Genomic DNA, 18,797 nt, shown 5'->3' on the forward strand with positions numbered 1-18,797 from the left:
GCAGGCCGCTACCGGGTCTGCCCTTCGCCGCGCACGACGAACCGTTCAACCGTCAGTGCGTCCAGGCCCATCGGGCCGTAGGCGTGCAGACGCGTGGTGGAAATGCCGATCTCGCTGCCGAGGCCGAGCTGGCCGCCATCGGAAAAGCGCGAAGAGGCGTTGACCATCACCACCGCCGACCGCAGCGCGCTGACGAAGCGCTCGGCATGGCCAGCGTCTCCGGTGGCGATCACTTCGGTGTGGTCCGAGGTGAAGCGGCGGATATGCGCGATGGCGGCATCGAGGTCATCGACCACGCCCACGGCCAGCACCAGGTCGAGGAACTCGGCGGCGAAATCGGCATCGGTGGCCGCGCTGCTGCCCGGCAGCAGGGGTTGCGCGCGCGCGTCGGCGCGCAGCTGCACGCCGCGCTCGGCCAATGCCTGGCCGGCCCGTGGCAGGAACTGCGCGGCGATGTCCTGGTGCACCAGCAGCGTCTCCAGCGCATTGCAGGCCGAGGGGCGGCTGCATTTGCCGTCCACCAGCAATGCCATCGCCTTGTCGAGGTCGGCACTGGCGTCCACGAACAGATGGCACACGCCCTTGTAATGCTTGATCACCGGCACCCGCGCATGCTCGGCAACGAAGCGGATCAGGCCCTCACCACCGCGCGGAATGGCCAGGTCGATCAGCTCATGCAGCTGCAGCAGCTCCAGCATCGCCTCGCGGCGCAGGTCGGTGAGCACGGTCACTGCCGCCGTCGGCACGCCGCTGGCCCGCAACGCACCGGCGAGCGCCTCGGCAATGGCGGTGTTGGAGTGGATCGCCTCGGACCCACCGCGCAGGATCACCCCGTTGCCCGCCTTCAGGCACAACGCCGCCGCTTCGGCGGTCACGTTCGGACGCGCTTCGTAGATCATCGCGATCACGCCGAGCGGTACGCGCACCTTCTGCACGCGGATGCCGTTCGGGCGGACCTCGTCGTGGGTCACCCGGCCGACCGGATCCGGCAGCGCAGCCACGTCGCGCACCGCATCGGCCATCGCCAGCAGCCGCGCCGGGTCCAGCGCCAGCCGATCGAGCATGGCACTGCCCACGCCCTTGTCGCGTGCAGCAGCAAGATCACGCGCGTTGCCGGCCAGGATCTGCCCGGCATTCGCTTCCAGCGCCTGCGCCATCGCCTGCAACAGATGGCGGCGGGCCGCACTGTCGAGGCCGGCGACCACCTGGGCCGCGTCGCGGCAGGCGCGCGCCTGCGATTCGATGTCGCTCATCGGGATGTCCTTCAAACCGGTCATGGCAACACCAGATCGTCGCGATGGACGACGGTGCCACCGTAGTTGTAGCCGAGTACGGCCTCGATGTCGCGGGTGTGGCGGCCGGCGATGCGGCGCACGTCGTCGGCAGCGTACTGGCTGACCCCGCGCGCGATACAGACCCGGCCGCGCTCGGCAAGCCAGCACACCTGCACCATGTCGCCGCGGCGGAACATGCCTTCGGCACCGATGATGCCGCCCGGCAGCAGCGACGCGCCCTTCTCGCGCATCGCCTGCGCGGCGCCGGCATCGACCACGATCGCGCCTTCGGCCAGCGGTGCGTGGCGCAGCCAGTGCTTGCGCGCGGCTTCGCGGCTGCGGCCGGCATGGATGCGGGTGCCGAACAGGCGATCCTGCGCCAACGCCCGCACCACCTCGCCGCTGCGGCCGTTGAACAGGTAAGTCTCGATGCCGACACGGCCGGCCTTGGCAGCGGCCTCCAGCTTGGTCCGCATGCCGCCGGTACCGGCAAGCGAGCCCGCACCGCCGGCCATCGCCAGCACCGCATCACTCAGCTCCGGCACCTCATGCAGCGGGTGGGCGTCGGCATGCACGCGCGGGTCGGCGCTGTACAGGCCATCGATATCGGTGGCGATGAACAGTGCATCGGCATCGACCAGAGCGGCCACGGTGGCGGCCAGGTTATCGTTGTCGCCAAGCTTGAGCTCATCCACCGAGACGGTGTCGTTCTCGTTGACCACCGGCAGTGCCCCCAGCCGCAGCAGTTCGTTGAGCGTAGCGCGGGCGTTGAGATAGCGACGGCGGTTGCGCAGGTCGTCGTGGGTCAGCAGCACCTGCGCCACCGGACGCTCGAAGAAGCGCTGCCACAGGCCGATCAGTTGGGCCTGGCCGAGTGCGGCCAGCGCCTGCCGGGCGGCCATCGCCGCACCGGGCTGGTCGGCGCGGGGAAGAATGGCGCGACCGGCCGCGACCGCCCCCGAGGACACGATCACCACTTCGCGGCCGGCCAGCACGTTGGCCGATACGAACTGGGCCAGGCCCAGCGCATGCCGGGGTGACAGGCCGCCGCCATCGGCGGCCAGCAGGCTGCTGCCCACCTTCAGCACGGCACGCCGCCACGGCGGCAGCGCTTGTTCGGTGAACGGCGATGCGACGGTGGCGGCGTGCGGGGTCATCAGGTGCGCCTCAGCGGATGTTCCATTCGTGCACGGTCAGCTCCGAGGCGTGCAGGGTCACCAGCGGATCGGTGGCGACGATGGCCTGCGCCTGGGCCAGGCTGTCGACGTTGCACAGCACATAGGCGCCGCCGCTGCCGTCGGTGAAGCCGCCGGTCAGGTGCAGCTTGCCGTCGGCCTGCAGCGCGTCGAGGAAGTCACGGTGCGGCTGCACCGCTGCCGGGTTGAAGTCCGGCCGCCGCATCGCCAGCACCAGGTACACGGTGGCGGCCATCAGGACAGCGCCTGCCAGCGCGCGCGCAGCGCATCCAGGCGAAGGTCTGCGGCCGAGCCCGGCGATACCCGCGCGGCCAGGCTGCCTTCCGGGGTGCGCCCCTGCCCTGCACTGTCGGCGCCGGCGGCGGCCGCCTTGTAGGCCTCGCGGAACGGTACGCCGGCCACGGCCGCTTCCACGGCGACATCGGTGGCATACATGCCCGAGTCGATCGCCGCGCGCAGCCTGTCGTCGCGCCATTCCAGATTGGCCAGCAGCGCCGGCAGCAGCTCCAGCGCGGCCAGGCCACGTCCGAAGCCGTGGAAGATGGCGCCCTTCGACGACTGCAGGTCGCGGTGGTAACCGGAGGGCAGCGACAGCAGCTGCTCGATCTCGGTCCGCGCGGCGGCGACGCTGGCGTGGGTGGCACGCATCAGTTCGATCACATCCGGGTTGCGCTTGTTGGGCATGATCGAGCTGCCGGTGGTGTACTGCGCCGGCAGCGCCACGAAGCCGAACTCGGCGCTGGTGAACAGCGACAGGTCCCAGGCGATGCGGCGCAGGTCCAGGGTGGCGCCGCCCAGCGCTTCCAGCGCGGCCAGCTCGAACTTGCCGCGCGACAGCTGCGCGTAGATCGGCGAGATCTGCATGCGCGCGAAACCGAGCGCGGCGGTGGTGTGCTCGCGGTCCAGCGGCAGGTTCACCCCGTAGCCGGCGGCGGTGCCGAGCGGATTGGCATCCACCAGCGCATGCGTATCACGGGCACGCACGGCGTTGTCGATGAAGGCCTCGGCCCAGCCCGCCCACCACATCCCCGCCGAGGACACCACGGCGCGCTGGATGTGCGTATAGCCGGGAATCGGCAGGTCCTTCTCGGCCTGGGCGCGGTCCAGTGCGACCTTCGCCACTTCGGCGCTGAGCTGCGCCACGCGCTGCAGCTTTTCCTTCAGCCACAGGCGGGTGGCCACCAGGATCTGGTCGTTGCGGCTGCGGCCGGTGTGGATCTTGCGGCCGGCATCGCCCAGGCGTTCGGTCAGCCGCGCCTCGATCGCCGAGTGACCGTCCTCGTACTGCGTATCGAGCACGAAACGGCCGTCGCGGAAGTCCTGCGCCAGCACCTCCAGTTCGCGCAGCAGGCCGGCCAGCTCATCACCGCTGAGGATGCCGATGTGCTGCAGGCCCTGCGCATGCGCGGCGCTGGCGGCGATGTCGTGCAGGAAGAACTCGCGGTCGAGGATGACGTCGTCACCGGCGAGGAAGGTCTGAATCTGGGCGTCGACGGCGACGCCGGGCTTCTGCCAAAGAAGGTCTGCCATGGGGGGGCTCCGGTAGCGGGGTTCAGTGCGGGATCGAGGTCAGTTCGTCGATGCCCAGCGCGAGGTTGAGGTTCTGCATGGCCTGGGTGGCCGCACCCTTGAGCAGGTTGTCCAGGGTCGCCACGACCACCACCCGCTTGCCGCCCGGGGCCAGGGTGAAGCCGCCGACCTGGGCACCATGGCGTCCGGCGATGCGGCTGACCCACGGCGCGTCGTCCACCACCTCGATCAGCGGTTCACCCGCATAGGCCTGCTGGAAACGCTCGACGATCTGCTCGCGGCTCTGCGCGCGGTTCAGCCACAGGTTGGCGGTGAGCGTGATGCCGCGGAAGTGCGGCGCGACGTGCGGCATGAACTCGACCGCCACGCCCAGCTGCACCGACACCTCGCGCTCGTGCACGTGGTTGGTCAGCGCGTACGGCATCAGGTTGTCGGCCAGCAGGTCGACGTTGTTCTTGTCCGATGGCGTGGTGCCGGCGCCGGAGTAGCCGGAGACACCGAAGCACTGCGGCGGGCCGGCCAGCAGGTCCAGCAGCGGATGCACCGCCAGCTGCATCGCGGTGGCATAGCAGCCCGGATTGCTGATGTGCTTCTGGCCGTTGTAGCGGCCACGGGTCAGTTCCGGCAGGCCGTAGTACCAGCTGTGGTCGAAGCGGTAATCGGCCGAGAGGTCGACGATCACGGTGTCCGGCTTCGCCGCTTCCAGCGCGGCCACGAACGGTGCGGCCAGGCCGTTGGGCAGGGCCAGGATCACCGCATCCACGCCCTTGGCCGCCACTGCATCGGCGTCCAGGTTCTCGTACTGCAGCTCACCCTGGAATTCCGGGTGGTGATCGGACAGGCGCTGCCCGGCGCGCTCGCGCGAGGACACGAAGGCCAGTTGCAGGCGCGGATGCGCGGCGACCAGCTTGATCAGCTCCGCGCCGGTATGGCCGCGGGCACCGACGATGCCCAGGGTGAAAGTCGAATCGTTCATGCGTGGCGGTCCAGGCGGTACTGCAGGTGGCGCTTCACGCCCTGCCATTCCGCATCGATGATGGAGAAGATGACGGTGTCGCGCGGCGTGCCGTCGGCATGCCGCTTGTGGTTGCGCAGCACGCCATCCTGCTTGGCGCCCAGGCGGGCGATCGCGGTGCGCGAGGTGAAGTTGAACCAGCTGGTTTCCAGTACCACGCTGATGCAGCCCATGGCCTCGAATGCATGCTGCAGCAGCAACAGCTTGGCTTCGGTATTGGCACCGGTGCGCTGTACGCGTGGCGTGTACCAGGTGTAGCCCAGGCTGAGCTTGGGCACGTCCGCCTCCAGCCCATAGAAGCGCGTGCTGCCGATGATGTCACCGGCCGCATCGCGGATCACGAACGGCAGCACCCTGCCTTCGGTCTGCGCCTGCAGCGCAGCCTGCACATAGTGCTCGACCTGCTGCGGCGACGGCACCTGGGTGTACCAGAGCTGGTCCAGGCCGCTGCCTTCGAGCGCGTCGCGCAGGCCCGGCACGTGCTCGGGCTGCAGCGGCTGCAGCGTCACGTGCTGGCCGCGCAGGACGGGAACCGTGTTCCAGGCGTCAGGCGTGCTCATCGTTCAGCCCTGCAGGCTCGGTGCGCGCGCGGCGCAATGATCGACATAGGTCTTGATCCGGTCGATGCCATCGGCGCCATACCAGAACACCTTCCAGTGATCCTGCTTGTAGCAGCCGTCGGACTCGGCATAGTAGAAATGGTTGATCGGGTTGCCGTGGCGCGAACGCCAGAACAGCTGCGGGGTTTCCTCCAGCATCACGTTCCAGACCGCACGTCCCAGGCCCTCGCCCTGCGCGTCATCAAGCACGGCGAACTTGTCCAGGTACACACCTTCGGCCTCGTCGGTGAGGATGACCGCGGTGCGGTAGTTCTCGCTGACATAGGCGCGCAGCAGCCGGGTCTTCTGGAAATAATCGGGCAACAGGGTGCGGCCGAAGCTGGATTCGATCAGGCCCTTCAGGCGCGGCAGGTCCAGTTCGTCCCAGGCGGTGGCGCGCAGCACCTTCTCACCGCGGCGCACCAGCGTGCCCGAGCCCTTGTGGGTGAACAGCTCCTTGGCCAGGTCGGCCGGGCGGGTGATCGACACCGACGATTCCAGCGGCAGGCGGTCGAGCAGATCCTTGATCTGCTCGATCTTCACCTTCATGCCGCCATGGATCCACGGCTGCGCGATCAGGTGATCGTATTCGGTGGACAGGTTGATCGAATCGATCACGTTGCCCGCCTCGTCCAGCAGGCCACCGGTGCCGGTCAGGAAGATGATCTTGTACGGCTGCAGCTCCTGCACCAGCTCATTGGCGGCGAAGTCGGCGTTGACGTTGAGGATCTGGCCGCCAGCGGTTTCGCCCAGGCTGGTGATGACCGGAATCGAGCCGGCGCGCAGGCTGGCCTCGATCGGTGCCAGGTTGACCCGCTTCACTTCGCCGACCAGGCCGTAGGTGTCCGGGTCCAGGTATTCGGCTTCGAACACGCCACCGGTGATGGAGGTGGCGCGCGCACCGTTCTGCTGCAGCGCCTCCACCAGGCGCAGATTGGACTGCTGGAAGACCCGGCGCACGATCGCCAGCGCTTCCGGCGAGGTCACGCGCAGACCATTGACGGTCTGCTTCTCGATGCCGGCCGCGGACAGTTCGGCGTCCAGCTGCGGGCCGGCGCCGTGCAGCACGATCGGGGTCAGCCCCACTTCCTGCAGGAACGACAGCGAGGACGTCAGTGCTTCAAGGTCGTCGCGCAGGACGGCACCGCCGACCTTGACCACGGCGAAGCGCTTGGCGTCCAGCTGCGAGAAACGCTTGAGGTACTGGCTGATCTCCTTCGCGCTGGCCATGCTGGAAAGCAGGCGCACGATGGTCTGGCGGGTCTGGCGGTGGGGCTGGAGGGCAGGAGACATTTCGGTTTCGTCGGAAAGGGAAGAATCAGGCGCCGGCAGCGATGATGCGATGCACGGCGTCGGTGTAGCGCTGCAGCTGGTCCAGCGTCACGAATTCATCGGCGGTATGGGCCTGGGCGATGTCACCCGGACCGAACACCAGCGTGGTGTAGCCCGCCGCGGAGAACAGCGAGGCCTCGGTCCAGAAGTCCACCGCATTGCCGATCGGCAGATCCAGGGCGTCGGCCACGTCGCGCGCCAGCAGGCGGCGGTGTTCGGCCTCGGCGATGTCGCCGGCCGGCAGGCTGGGGCCGCGGAACGTCTCGGTGAACAGCGCCGCTTCCGGTTCGGCGAACCCGGCGAAGGTCGCCAGCAGGCTATCGATGTCCATCGACGGCAGCGGACGGAAGCCGAAGCGCACCTCGGCCGCCGGGGCGATCATGTTGGCCTTGATCCCGCCTTCGACGCGGCCGATGTTGAAACGCAGGCCGGTCAGTCCACCGAAGCATGCCGATGCCAGCGATTCCACGTGGTCCAGCGCGCGGTTGCCCCAGCGCATGGCCTGGTGCAAGGCACTGGCGGCGGCATCCTGCCTGCCCGAGGCATGCCCGGCGCGACCGGCGAACTGCATCAGCACCGAACTGATGCCCCGATGCGCCAGGACTGCCTCGCTCATGGTCGGCTCGGCCACCAGCACTGCTTCGTAGGGCAGGCCACGGGCCAGGAACGCGGCGATGCAGCGCGGGTCGTTGGCTTCTTCATCGCTGGAGAACAGGAACGCGGCATCGCCATCGCTGGCATTGGCCGCCGCGACCAGTGCCGCCGCCGCGCCCTTGATGTCACACACGCCCAGCCCGACCACGCGATCGTCCAGGCGCCGCATCACGTGCGGGTCGGCACTCCAGTGCGGCGAGTCCGGCACGGTATCCAGATGCACGTTGAACAGGTACTTCGGCGTCCCGCGCACGGCATGCAGGCTGACCGCACCGGCACCGTGGTCGATCACCTCGACGTTGAAGCCGGGCAGATGGTCGCGCAGGTAATCGAAGATGCCACCGGTGGTGATCGCACGCGGCGGGTTGCGGGTGTCGAAGGACACCAGCGCCTGCAGGTGATCGAGCGTCTGTTCAAGCATGAATCAACAATCCTGTGGAATTCCGCCGGGCATGGCCCGGCGCTACCGTAATGCATCTGGTGGAGAGCCCCCTTGATGTTCAAGGGGGCGCGCCAACGGCGCGGGGATTAGGTGGAATGCGCGGGAGACGCGCGCGCAATTCAATCGCTCAGCGATTGACTTGCGCGTAAAGCGTCGAACTCATGCCGAACAGCTTGATGAAGCCTTCGGCCTCCTCCACGCCCCAGTCGGCCGACTGTGCGTAGGTGGCGCCCTTGGTGTTGAGCAGGTGCGGCGACTTCACCGCCACCGCGTCGACGCGGCCACCCCGGGTTTCCAGCACCACTTCACCGTTGACCTTGGCCTGCGAGGACTTCAGGAAGGCCTCGATGTCGGTCTTCAGCGGGTCGTGGTAGAAGCCTTCGTACACCAGCTCCACCCACTTGCGCGCCACGTCCGGCTTGAAGCGGTTCTGCTGCTTGGTCAGCACCGCATCTTCCAGCGCGCGGTGTGCGGCCAGCAGCGAGACCAGGCCCGGCGCCTCGAACACGATGCGGCCCTTCAGGCCGATCACGGTGTCGCCGGTGTACACGCCGCGGCCGACGCCGTACGGGGCGAACAGCTTGTTGAGCTGGGCCAGGATCTGGTCGCCCGGCAGCGCCTTGCCGTTCAGTTCAACGGCTTCGCCTTCAACGAACTTCAGGGTGACGGTCAGCGCCTGTTCCGGCCACTCGCTGCGCGGCGCGCACCAGCCACGCGCGCCCTCGCCCGGGGCTTCCCAGCGGTCGATCTCGCCGCCGGACATGGTCACGCCCAGCAGGTTCTCGTTGATGGTGTAGGCCTGCTGCTTGGCACGCACGCCGAAGCCACGCTCTTCCAGGTACTTCTGCTCGTAGGCGCGGGTCTGGGTGTGTTCCTTCTGGATTTCACGGATCGGCGCGATGATCTGGTAATCACCCAGCGCCTTCACCGCCAGGTCGAAACGGACCTGGTCGTTGCCCATGCCGGTGCAGCCGTGGGCGATGATGTTGGTGCCCAGTTCGGCGGCACGCTTCAGCGCGGCATCGACGATCAGGTAGCGGTCGGACACCAGCAGCGGGTACTGGCCCTGGTAGCCTTCGCCGGCCCACACGAACGGCTTGACGAAGCCTTCCCAGATGGCCGGGCCACCGTTGACGGTGACGTGGCTGGTCACGCCCAGCTCGGCGGCGCGCTTCTCGATGAAATCGCGCTCTTCATCATCCACGCCGCCGGTGTCGGCGAACACGGTGTGCACGTTGTAGCCACGCTCCTGCAGGTAGGGCACGCAGAAGCTGGTATCCAGGCCGCCGGAGAAGGCGAGAACGACGTCTTTGTTGCTCATGGGGGGGTATGTCCTGGTAGCGCCGGGCCATGCCCGGCGGGGTTTCAATGAATCGAAAGAAAAATCAGCGCCCGGCAACCGCAGCCATGATCGCCTTCTGCACGTGCAGCCGGTTCTCGGCTTCGTTGATGGCGATGCACTGCGGCGAATCCATCACGCCGTCGGTGGCCTTGACGTTGCGGCGCAGCGGCAGGCAATGGCTGAACACACCGTTGTTGGTCAGCGCCATCTTGCGTTCGTCGACGATGAAGTGCTTGTACTGGTCACGGATCGGCTTCTCCGGCTCCCAGTTGCCGAAGAACGGCAGCGCACCCCAGCTCTTGGCATAGACCACGTCGGCGCCGGCGTAGGCGCTGTCGATGTCATGGCTGATCTTCAGCGAACCACCGCTTTCGGCCACGTTCTGCTCGGCCCAGCCCATGTAGCGGTCGTCCAGGATGTAGTCGGCGGTCGGGCACAGCAGGGTCACGTCCATGCCCATGCGGGTGGCGATGGTCAGCGCCGAGTTGGCCACCGCGGTGTTCAGCGGCTTGGGGTGGTAGGTCCAGGTCAGCACGTACTTCTTGCCGCGCAGGTCCTGGGTGCCGAAGTGCTCCTGCAGCGCCATCACATGGGCCAGTTCCTGGCACGGGTGGGTGATGGTCTCCATGTTGATGACCGGCACCGGCGAGTACCTGGCGAAACTGTTGAGCACGATGTCCTGGCGGTCGTAGGCCCAGTCCACGAACTTCGGGAACGCGCGCACGGCGATGATGTCGCAGTAGCGCCCCAGCACCTTGGCCACTTCGGCGATGTGTTCCTCGGTATCGCCGTCCATCACCGTGCCGAGGTTGAACTCGATCGGCCACGCATCCTTGCCCGGCTGCAGCACCACCGCGTGCGCGCCGAGCTGGAACGCGCCCAGTTCGAAGCTGGTGCGGGTGCGCATGGACGGGTTGAAGAACACCAGCGCGATCGACTTGCCCTTGAGCTGGTCGCCGAGCTTGTTGCGCTTGAACAGCGCGGCCTGGGTCAACAGCGCATCGAGATCGCTGCGGCTCCAGTCCTGAGTGTTCAGGAAGTGCTTGGGGGACATCATCATTCCTTGCGTGGCGGCGCCGTGAATCGACGCTGTGGAAGGTGGAAGGGAGAACCGGAAACCAAGGGTGGGACGCGAATGTTGCAGTTGAAATTTCTGGAACCCGGAAACGCAAAAACCCAGCCGGTGGGCTGGGTTTTTTTCGGACGAACAGCAGAAAGCTCCGGATTACCCAGCGGGAATGTGGGGTTCCGGTCGACGGGCACGCGACGTCATGCCAGTGGCCTGGCGGGCGGCGCTGCTGTCGTGCTGGAAGTCGGTGAGCTTCATGGCCGCCAATCTTTGCATGCGGCCGGAGCCGGCGCAAGGGGCCGCCGTCGCAGAATCAGGGGGTGCCGGCCGCCGCCTGCTCCGGGCCCACCCAAGGGGTGATCGAAACCCGGATCTTCAGCCGGTTGCCGGGATCTTCCGGCAGCCGTGAACGGTACTTGGTGCCCTTGTAGACATAGTCCACGTCGTAGGCGATGGGGCGGCGGAATTCACGCCCGACCGGCACGATGCGACAGTCCCGGGTCAGCATCGGGCCATTGTTGGCCGGCGCCGGGGCCGGGGTCTCGGCCGGCACCTCCTCCAGGGTCTCCTCGTCGCTGCGCTTGAACATCGAGCGCACCGAGTCCCAGAAACGGCCGATCCGGCCCTTGTCCTCGACCGGCTCTTCGCCGGTCACGTTGACCGGCGCCAGGGTCCGCGTGGACACCGGCTCGCAGTGCTCCTCGGTGCGGGTGGCGCGCAGGGTCTGGAACACCGGCTCCACGTTGAGCACCTGGGCGTAGTCGAATTTCACGTTCTCCACGATCACCACCCGGTTGCGCGGCTCGGCCTCCTGGGCCAGAACCACGGCGGGCAACGCCGACAGGCAGGCCAGGGTCAGCAACGCGGGGGTTTTCATGGGCGACGGGAGCAGGGACACGGCAATAGTGTAGGCAGTGGTGACCGCGAGGGGCTGAACATTACCCGTCCGCGCCGTTCCTGCCCACCCCACCCCCGGTCGAGGCCGGTACCCAGCGGCGCCGGCGTTCCCCCCAAAGCGGGCCGACACGTTCTAAAATCACAGGCTGTCCCCCAGCCACAGCCCCATGACCCTGCGCCTGCACAACAACCTGACTCGCCAGCTCGAACCGTTCACTCCGCTCGATCCGGCCTGTCCGACCCTGTATGTGTGCGGCCCCACGGTCTACAACTACGTGCACATCGGCAACGCCCGTGGCCCGGTGGTGTTCGGGGTGCTGGCCGACCTGCTGCGGCGCCGGTTCGGCGGGCTGCGCTACGCGCGCAACATCACCGACGTGGACGACAAGATCAACGCCGCCGCGCGCGAACAGCGGGTGCCGATCAGCACCATCACCGACCGCTTCGCCGCCGCCTACCGTGAAGACATGGCCGCGCTGGGTGTGGTGCCGCCGGACATCGAACCGGAGGTGACCGCGCACATGCCGCAGATCATCACCATGATCGAGCAGCTGATCGCGCGCGGCCACGCCTATGCCGCCGAGGGCCATGTGCTGTTCGCGGTGGCCAGCTTCGACGGCTACGGCAAGCTGTCGCGGCGCGACCCGGACGAGATGCTGGCCGGTGCCCGCGTCGACGTGGCCCCGTACAAGCGCGACCCGGGCGACTTCGTGCTGTGGAAGCCGTCCAGCGACGACCTGCCCGGCTGGGCATCGCCCTGGGGCCGTGGCCGCCCGGGCTGGCACATCGAGTGCTCGGCGATGGCCGCCGCCCACCTGGGCGAGACCATCGACATCCATGCCGGCGGCGTCGACTTGCAGTTCCCGCACCATGAAAACGAGATCGCGCAGAGCGAATGCGCGCATGGCGGCCGGATCTTCGCCCGCTTCTGGCTGCACAACGGCATGCTCAACTTCGGCGGTGCCAAGATGAGCAAGTCGATCGGCAACATCGAGCGCGTGCACGACCTGGTGCGCCAGCACCCGCCGGAAGCGCTGCGCCTGGCGCTGCTGTCGGCGCACTACCGGCAGCCGCTGGACTGGTCCGATGCACTGATCGAACAGTCGGTGCGCACCCTGGACCGCCTGTACGGCACCCTGCGCGACCTGGCCGAGGTGGACGCGACCGCGGTCATCCCGGCCGAGATCGAAGCCACCCTGGACGACGACCTCAACACTCCGCAGGCGCTGGCCGAAGTGGCCCGCATCGCCGGCGAGGCCCGCCGTGCCACCGACCCGGCGCAGCGCGCCCGCCTGAAGGGCGAACTGCTCGGCGCCGGCATCGCACTGGGCCTGCTGCAGGCCGACCCGGCGCAGTGGTTCGGCAATGCCGCCGGTGACAGCAGCGATGACGCCCGCATCCAGGGCCTGATCGACGCACGTGCCGCAGCCAAGCAGTCCCGCGATTTCGCCCGTTCCGATGCGATCCGCGACCAGCTGGCCGCCGAAGGCATCGTGCTGGAAGACACCCCGCAGGGCGTGCGCTGGGTGCGCAAGCGCGCCTGACCCGCCCTGCCCCGTGGCCGGCAGCCCCGGCCACGCCCCACTGTAGAGACTGTTGTGACCGACTCCCCGTTCCCGCTTGAACCTACGGCCGCCGAGGCCCAGACCGCCATCGCCGAGGAATTCGGCTTCTTCGGCGACTGGTCCGAGCGCTACCAGTACCTGATCGACCTGGGCCGCAAGCTGCCGGCCTTCCCGGACGACTGGAAGACCGAAGAGCACCGCCTGCTCGGCTGCCAGTCGATGGTCTGGATCGTGCCGGAGGGAAACGCACAGTCGCTGCGCTTCCACGCCATCAGTGACTCGGCGATCGTGTCGGGGCTGATCTTCCTGGCCCTGCGCGTGTACTCCGGGCGCTCGGCACAGGAGATCCTGGCCACCGAACCGAGCTACATCCAGGACATCGGCCTGGCCCGCCACCTCTCGCCGACCCGCAGCAACGGCGTGGCGGCGATGCTGGCCTTCATCCGCGATACCGCCCAGGCGCAGCTGCAGCGCGACCCCTCGTGAGCGAACCTGCCACGGCCGAAGACACCGCGCTGGGCCTGCTGTCCCGGCCTGGCTTTGCCAGGCTGCTGGCCTACCGCATCTTCGCGATGCTGTCCTACCAGGTGGTCGCGGTCACGGTCGGCTGGCACATCTATGAAGTCACCCGCAATCCGTTCTCGCTGGGCCTGATCGGCCTAGCCGAGGTACTGCCGTTCTTCTGCGTGGCCCCGTTCGCCGGCTACCTGGTGGACCATCTGCCACGCCGCCGGCTGGGCATGGTCGCCTGCGCCGGGCTGATCGCCACCGCGCTGGTACTGACCAGCGTGGCGATGGGGTGGCTGCCGGTCGAGGGCGTGTGGCCGATCTATGCCGCCATCGCGCTGACCGGCATGGTCCGCGCCTTCCTGTCGCCGATCTACAACGCACTGTTCGCTCGGGTGCTGGCACGCGATCAGTTCGCGCGTGGTGCCGGCCTGGGTGCTGTCGTGTTCCAGGCCGGCATGATCGCAGGCCCGGCCCTGGGCGGCGTGCTGGTCGGCTTCGGTGGCAAGGGCCTGTCCTATGCGGTGGCCACGGTCTTCGCGCTGGTGGCGATGGTCTGCCTGGCCACCCTGAAGGTGGAGGAACCGGTGCACACCGGACCGGCTGCGCCGATCTTCAAGAGCATCGCCGAAGGCGCACGCTTCGTGGTCGGCAACCGGATCATGGTCGGGGCGATGGCGCTGGACATGTTCTCGGTGCTGCTCGGCGGTGTGGTGGCGATGCTGCCGGCGTTCCTGCACGAGATCCTGCACCATGGCCCGGAGGGGCTGGGCATCCTGCGCGCTGCACCGGCCCTGGGCTCGGTCTGCGTGGGGCTGTGGCTGGCCCGGCACCCGCTGCATCGCAATGCCGGCCGCGTGCTGCTGTTCGCGGTGGCCGGCTTCGGCCTGTGCGTGATCGGCTTCGGGCTGTCGCAGCACTTCTGGCTGTCGGCGCTGATCCTGCTGTTCTATGGGGCCTTCGACGGCGTGTCGGTGGTGATCCGCTCGACCATCCTGCAGCTGGCCACGCCGGAAGACATGCGCGGGCGGGTATCGTCGATCAACGGCATCTTCATCAGTTCGTCCAACGAACTGGGCGCGTTCTATGCCGGCACCATGGCGCGCCTGCTGGGCCTGGTGCCCGCCGTGGTGCTGGGCGGCTTCGCGGTGCTCAGCGTGGCCGGGGTCACCGCATGGAAGAACCCGACGCTGCGGAAACTGAATCTTCGCGACCTGCAGTAGCCGCGGCGCCGCGCCGGCTTTCTGTAGCGTCGAGCCATGCTCGACTGGCGCCTCTGAAACGGAGTCGAGCATGGCTCGACGCTACAAAGGGCCAAGCCACCCAACAAAAAACCCGGCCGGAGCCGGGTTTTCTGCATGACCAGACAACGATCGGGAATCAGTCGCCCTGCTGCTTCTGCAGGTGCTCCCAACGCTCCTGGGCGTCGATGGTGCGCTCGGCGGTCAGGCGCGCTTCCAGGCGCTCCAGGCCGATTTCCTCACCGGTGTCCACGCAGTACCCGTAGTCGCCGGCTTCCAGGCGCTTGAGGGTGCTGTCGATCTTGCCGATCAGCTTGCGGTAACGGTCACGGGTACGCAGTTCCAGCGAGTTCTCGGTCTCGCGGGTCGCACGCTCGGCTTCGTCGCCGATGTCACGCACTTCCTCGCGCAGGTTCTCGATGGTCTGCTTGGATTCCTCCACCAGATCAGCGCGCCAGTTCTGCAGGCGCTGGCGGAAGTACTCCTGCTGCAGCGGACTCATGTACTCCTCGTCCGAGGCAGGCTTGTAACCGGCCGGCAGGATCGGGCGGCCGGTGGCCTCGTCGGTCTTGTATTCGACCACCTTGTACTTGCTGCGCGGCGCAGGGGCCGCCGAACGGGCGGCGACGGCGACGGCGACCTTGCCCACTGGGCGCGACACGGTCTTCGGAGCGGAATCGGATTTCACGGCGGTTTTGGCAGGCGATTTCGAAACGGGCACGGGATTCTTGGATTGCGGGGCGGTCGATGCTGCAGGGGTGGCGGCCGGCGCCGGCTTGGGGGCCGGCTTGGCTGCTGCCACTGCCGCGGTCTTGGCCGGGACAGACTTGGCCGGGGCCGGCTTGGCAGCCGGCTTCGGTGCGGACTTCACTACGGGGGCCGGCGTCGGCTTGGCAACCGGCGTGGCGACATTCCTGGCAGCCTTGGCGGCAGCGGTCGGCTTGGCCGGCGCAGCCTTCTTCGGTGCCGGCTTGGCAACCGGCTTGGCGGCCGCCTTCTTCACCACCGCCTTCGGCGCCGGCTTGGCAGGTGCCTTCTTCGGCGCCGGCTTCGCGGCGGCCTTCTTTACCGGCGCTGCCTTGCTGGCGACCTTCTTTACGGCCGGCGCTTTCCTGCTGGCAGCGGCGGGTTTGGCCTTGACCGGGGCAGCGGGCTTTTTCGCCACCGCCGGCTTGCCGGCCTTGGCCGGCGACTTCTTTGCGGTGGCCTTCCTGGCCGCCGGTTGCGAGGATGCTGCCTTGGTCACCGCCTTGCTGGCCGGCTTCTTGGCAACGGGCTTGGCCGCCAACTTCTTCACAACAGGCTTGGCGGTTTTCTTGGCGGCCTTGACGGCCTTCTTTGCAGTTTTTTTAGCAGCCACGAAACGCTCTTCCTTGGATTCCCCGGGGCCCGGGAAAGCGGGCCTTTATAGCCTACCCGACCCGCAGCAGCAACCTTGGGGGCCCGCTCCATTCAGTCCTGGAGACAACGGGCCCAAGGGGTGGTCCGACCAACACGGACCGCCTTGCGCGGTACGGAACCTGTCCGGCACCCGAGGGTGCCACGCGCGGTCACAGGCCATCGGCGACATGCGACCAACGGCCCATCCTGCACAAATGCGGCCTTCATGCCAACTGGCATAAGATGACTGGGTGATCTCGCGCCTGCTCATCGCCCTGCTGCGCTTCTACAAGCGCTTCATCAGCCCCCTGCTGGGGCCGCGCTGCCGTTTCGTGCCGAGCTGTTCTGAATACGCGATGGAAGCCATTTCCCGGCACGGCCCGCTGCGCGGCAGCTGGCTGGCCGCGCGCCGGCTCGGCCGCTGTCATCCCTTCCATCCGGGCGGTATCGACCTCGTGCCCGAGCGCACCGATGCCCCTTCTTGCCGTTGCACAGGAAAACACTGACATGTCCTCCACCCTCATCACCAACGCCCGCATGGTCAACGAAGGCCGCACCTTCGAAGGCGACCTGCGCATCGAGAACGACCGCATCGCGCAGATCGGCAGCGGATTGACGCCGCGCGACGGCGAGCAGGTGGTGGACGCGGCCGGGCGCTGGCTGCTGCCCGGCATGATCGATGACCAGGTGCACTTCCGCGAACCGGGCCTGACCCACAAGGGTGACATCGCCAGCGAATCGGCGGCGGCCGTGGCCGGCGGCCTGACCAGCTTCATGGACATGCCCAACACCAACCCGCCGACCCTGGATTCAACCATCCTCGAGGCCAAGTACGAACTCGCACGCGGCCGCGCCTGGGCTAACTACGGCTTCTACCACGGCGCCAGCAATGACAACCTGGACGCGATCCGCGCACTGGACCCGAAGAAGGCGCCGGGCGTGAAGGTGTTCATGGGCGCCTCCACCGGCAACATGCTGGTGGACAACCCGGAAACGCTGGACGCGATCTTCCGTGAATGCCCGACCCCGATCATCACGCACTGCGAAGACACGCCGATGATCGATGCCAACCTCAAGGCGTTCCAGGAGAAGTACGGCGACGCGCTGACCCCGGACATGCACCCGGACATCCGTTCGCGCGAAGCCTGCATCAAATCGACCCGGCTGGCGATGTCGCTGGCACGCAAGCACGGCACCCGCCTGCACGTGCTGCACATCTCCACCGCCGATGAGCTGGCGCTGTTCGAGAAGGGCCCGCTGATCCGCGCCGACGGCAGCCGCAAGCAGATCACCGCCGAGACCTGTGTGCACTTCCTGCACTTCGCGCGTCCGGATTACGCGACCAAGGGCAACCTGATCAAGTGCAACCCGGCGATCAAGGAGGTCTCCGACCGCGAGGCCATCACCGCCGCGCTGGCCGACGATGTGCTGGACGTGCTGGCCACCGACCACGCGCCGCACACCTGGGAAGAGAAGCAGAAGCCGTATGCACAGGCGCCGTCGGGCCTGCCGCTGGTGCAGTACGCGCTGGTCGCCGCGCTGGAGCGCGTGCACGAAGGCAAGCTGACCCGCGAGCAGGTGGTGCAGAAGTTCGCCCACGCCCCGGCGCAGCTGTTCGACGTGGAAGAACGTGGCTTCCTGCGCGAGGGCTATTTCGCCGACCTGGTGCTGGTCGAGGACGTGCCGTTCACCGTCAAGCGCGAGGACGTGCTGTCCAAGTGCGGCTGGTCGCCGTTCGAAGGCACCACCTTCCGTTCGCGCATCGCCTCCACCTGGGTCAACGGCCAGCAGGTGTGGGACGGCAGCAAGCTGGTGGGTGAACCCGCCGGCCAGCGCATGACCTACGACCGCTGATGCGTCCGGCACTGATGATCGGGGCGCTGCTGCTGGCCGCGCCCCTGTTTTCCTCATCCCCGGCGCAGGCGCAGGATGGCATCGGCAGCCTGATCGACAGCCGCGTGGTGTTCCCGGCCAGTGCGTCGCAGGGCGCGCTGGTGATCGGCAAGGTGCCCGCCGGCAGCCGCGTGCGGTATGCCGGCCGCCAGCTGCGGGTGAGCAGCTACGGCAGCGTGGTGTTCGGCATCGGCCGCGATGAGAAGGGCCCGCTGCAGGTACAGGTGCAGCGCCGCGATGGTGGCAGCGAGACCGCCAGCATCAGCGTGACGCCGCGCGACTGGCCGACCGAGCGGGTCAACGGCGTGCCGCCGAAAACGGTCAACCCACCACCGGCGATTGCCGAGCGGATCAAGCGCGAACAGGCGCAGGTCACCGCCGCACGCGCCCGCGATGACGACCGCACCGACTTCACCCAGACCTTCATCTGGCCGGTGCAGGGCCGCATCAGCGGCCGCTTCGGCAACGCCCGTGTGTACAACGGCCAGCCCGGTGCCGGTCATTCCGGCATGGACATCGCGGTACCGACCGGCACGCCGGTGAAGGCGCCGGCGGCCGGCGTGGTCACCTTCGCCGGCCCGGACCTGTACCTGACCGGCGGCACCCTGCTGATCGATCACGGGTACGGGGTCAGCTCGAACTTCCTGCACCTGTCGCGCATCGACGTGAAGGTGGGAGACCGGGTGAGCCAGGGCCAGGTGATCGCCGCCGTGGGGGCCACCGGCCGTGCCACCGGCCCGCACCTGCACTGGGGCATGAACTGGTTCGACACCCGCATCGACCCGTTGCTGGTGCTGGAACGCAAATAGCGCGCGCAGGTTCGCCGCCGGGCATGGCCCGGCGCTACCACGTGACGGATCG

The 18,797-nt window shown here is 67.9% G+C and carries 18 protein-coding genes; 6 read left to right on the plus strand and 12 right to left on the minus strand.

Translation table 11 applies throughout. The features are described from left to right. Positions 1-8 precede the first annotated feature (8 nt). From Q5Z10_RS14465 to Q5Z10_RS14515, 11 genes are all read right to left on the minus strand, one after another. Entirely contained in the window at positions 9-1,277 is a 1,269-nt protein-coding gene (locus Q5Z10_RS14465) for a glutamate-5-semialdehyde dehydrogenase (protein ID WP_303636109.1), read from the minus strand. Continuing rightward, the gene (gene proB / locus Q5Z10_RS14470) at positions 1,274-2,431 is read right to left on the minus strand and encodes a glutamate 5-kinase (protein WP_442758920.1); all 1,158 of its coding nucleotides are present in this window, start codon (positions 2,429-2,431) and stop codon (positions 1,274-1,276) included. Before proB ends, Q5Z10_RS14465 begins: the two co-directional genes overlap by 4 nt. Before the next feature lie 10 nt (positions 2,432-2,441). Then, positions 2,442-2,705, minus strand: coding sequence for a YciI family protein (locus tag Q5Z10_RS14475; protein ID WP_303636110.1), 264 nt, complete (start codon positions 2,703-2,705; stop codon positions 2,442-2,444). Then, positions 2,705-4,000 carry an argininosuccinate lyase gene (argH, locus tag Q5Z10_RS14480; protein WP_303636111.1) on the minus strand — a complete coding sequence of 432 codons (1,296 nt, stop codon included), beginning with the start codon at positions 3,998-4,000 and terminating at the stop codon, positions 2,705-2,707. Before argH ends, Q5Z10_RS14475 begins: the two co-directional genes overlap by 1 nt. A gap of 22 nt (positions 4,001-4,022) precedes the next feature. Further along, on the minus strand, positions 4,023-4,976 hold the full coding sequence (argC, locus tag Q5Z10_RS14485) for an N-acetyl-gamma-glutamyl-phosphate reductase (protein ID WP_303636112.1): 954 nt from the start codon (positions 4,974-4,976) through the stop codon (positions 4,023-4,025). After that, positions 4,973-5,575: a GNAT family N-acetyltransferase gene (locus tag Q5Z10_RS14490; protein ID WP_303636113.1), complete on the minus strand. Its 603-nt coding sequence runs from the start codon at positions 5,573-5,575 to the stop codon at positions 4,973-4,975. Before Q5Z10_RS14490 ends, argC begins: the two co-directional genes overlap by 4 nt. Positions 5,576-5,578: 3 nt before the next feature. Next, positions 5,579-6,907, minus strand: a complete 1,329-nt coding sequence (locus tag Q5Z10_RS14495) for an acetylglutamate kinase (RefSeq protein ID WP_303636114.1) — start codon at positions 6,905-6,907, stop codon at positions 5,579-5,581. A gap of 25 nt (positions 6,908-6,932) precedes the next feature. Further along, positions 6,933-8,021 (minus strand): acetylornithine deacetylase, encoded by a 1,089-nt coding sequence (locus Q5Z10_RS14500; protein ID WP_303636115.1) that lies wholly within the window; start codon positions 8,019-8,021, stop codon positions 6,933-6,935. Between the two features lie 148 nt (positions 8,022-8,169). Next, the gene (locus Q5Z10_RS14505; RefSeq protein WP_303636116.1) at positions 8,170-9,363 is read right to left on the minus strand and encodes an argininosuccinate synthase; all 1,194 of its coding nucleotides are present in this window, start codon (positions 9,361-9,363) and stop codon (positions 8,170-8,172) included. 64 nt (positions 9,364-9,427) lie between these two features. Next, positions 9,428-10,438, minus strand: coding sequence for an N-acetylornithine carbamoyltransferase (locus Q5Z10_RS14510; protein ID WP_303636117.1), 1,011 nt, complete (start codon positions 10,436-10,438; stop codon positions 9,428-9,430). A 328-nt stretch (positions 10,439-10,766) separates the two neighbouring features. Further along, a complete protein-coding gene (locus Q5Z10_RS14515; RefSeq protein ID WP_303636118.1) occupies positions 10,767-11,330 on the minus strand; it encodes a glycine zipper 2TM domain-containing protein in 564 nt (187 codons plus the stop codon). A 187-nt stretch (positions 11,331-11,517) separates the two neighbouring features. On the opposite strand from Q5Z10_RS14515, the gene cysS reads away from it, so the two are divergent. Genes cysS through Q5Z10_RS14530 form a run of 3 tightly spaced genes read left to right on the plus strand, consistent with a single transcriptional unit; the run spans position 11,518 to position 14,645 of the window. Continuing rightward, positions 11,518-12,894, plus strand: a complete 1,377-nt coding sequence (gene cysS / locus Q5Z10_RS14520) for a cysteine--tRNA ligase (RefSeq protein ID WP_303636119.1) — start codon at positions 11,518-11,520, stop codon at positions 12,892-12,894. A gap of 54 nt (positions 12,895-12,948) precedes the next feature. Continuing rightward, positions 12,949-13,401, plus strand: a complete 453-nt coding sequence (locus tag Q5Z10_RS14525) for a SufE family protein (protein WP_303636120.1) — start codon at positions 12,949-12,951, stop codon at positions 13,399-13,401. Further along, positions 13,398-14,645 (plus strand): MFS transporter, encoded by a 1,248-nt coding sequence (locus Q5Z10_RS14530; RefSeq protein ID WP_303636121.1) that lies wholly within the window; start codon positions 13,398-13,400, stop codon positions 14,643-14,645. The genes Q5Z10_RS14525 and Q5Z10_RS14530 overlap by 4 nt, the downstream gene beginning before the upstream one ends. A 157-nt stretch (positions 14,646-14,802) precedes the next feature. Here the strand turns inward: Q5Z10_RS14530 and dksA are convergent, their stop codons facing one another. Continuing rightward, positions 14,803-16,023 (minus strand): RNA polymerase-binding protein DksA, encoded by a 1,221-nt coding sequence (gene dksA, locus Q5Z10_RS14535; protein WP_303636122.1) that lies wholly within the window; start codon positions 16,021-16,023, stop codon positions 14,803-14,805. A 271-nt stretch (positions 16,024-16,294) separates the two neighbouring features. Between dksA and yidD the strand changes: the two genes are divergently transcribed. The 3 genes from yidD to Q5Z10_RS14550 are packed head-to-tail and all read left to right on the plus strand — an operon-like array spanning position 16,295 to position 18,745. Next, positions 16,295-16,549 carry a membrane protein insertion efficiency factor YidD gene (yidD, locus tag Q5Z10_RS14540; RefSeq protein WP_303636123.1) on the plus strand — a complete coding sequence of 85 codons (255 nt, stop codon included), beginning with the start codon at positions 16,295-16,297 and terminating at the stop codon, positions 16,547-16,549. Between the two features lies 1 nt (position 16,550). Further along, positions 16,551-17,897: a dihydroorotase gene (locus Q5Z10_RS14545; RefSeq protein ID WP_303636124.1), complete on the plus strand. Its 1,347-nt coding sequence runs from the start codon at positions 16,551-16,553 to the stop codon at positions 17,895-17,897. Beyond that, positions 17,897-18,745, plus strand: a complete 849-nt coding sequence (locus tag Q5Z10_RS14550) for a M23 family metallopeptidase (RefSeq protein WP_303636125.1) — start codon at positions 17,897-17,899, stop codon at positions 18,743-18,745. The genes Q5Z10_RS14545 and Q5Z10_RS14550 overlap by 1 nt, the downstream gene beginning before the upstream one ends. The last annotated feature ends 52 nt before the right edge of the window (positions 18,746-18,797 follow it).

This window comes from Stenotrophomonas sp. 704A1 (assembly GCF_030549525.1).
GTDB classification, from domain to species: domain Bacteria; phylum Pseudomonadota; class Gammaproteobacteria; order Xanthomonadales; family Xanthomonadaceae; genus Stenotrophomonas; species Stenotrophomonas tuberculopleuritidis.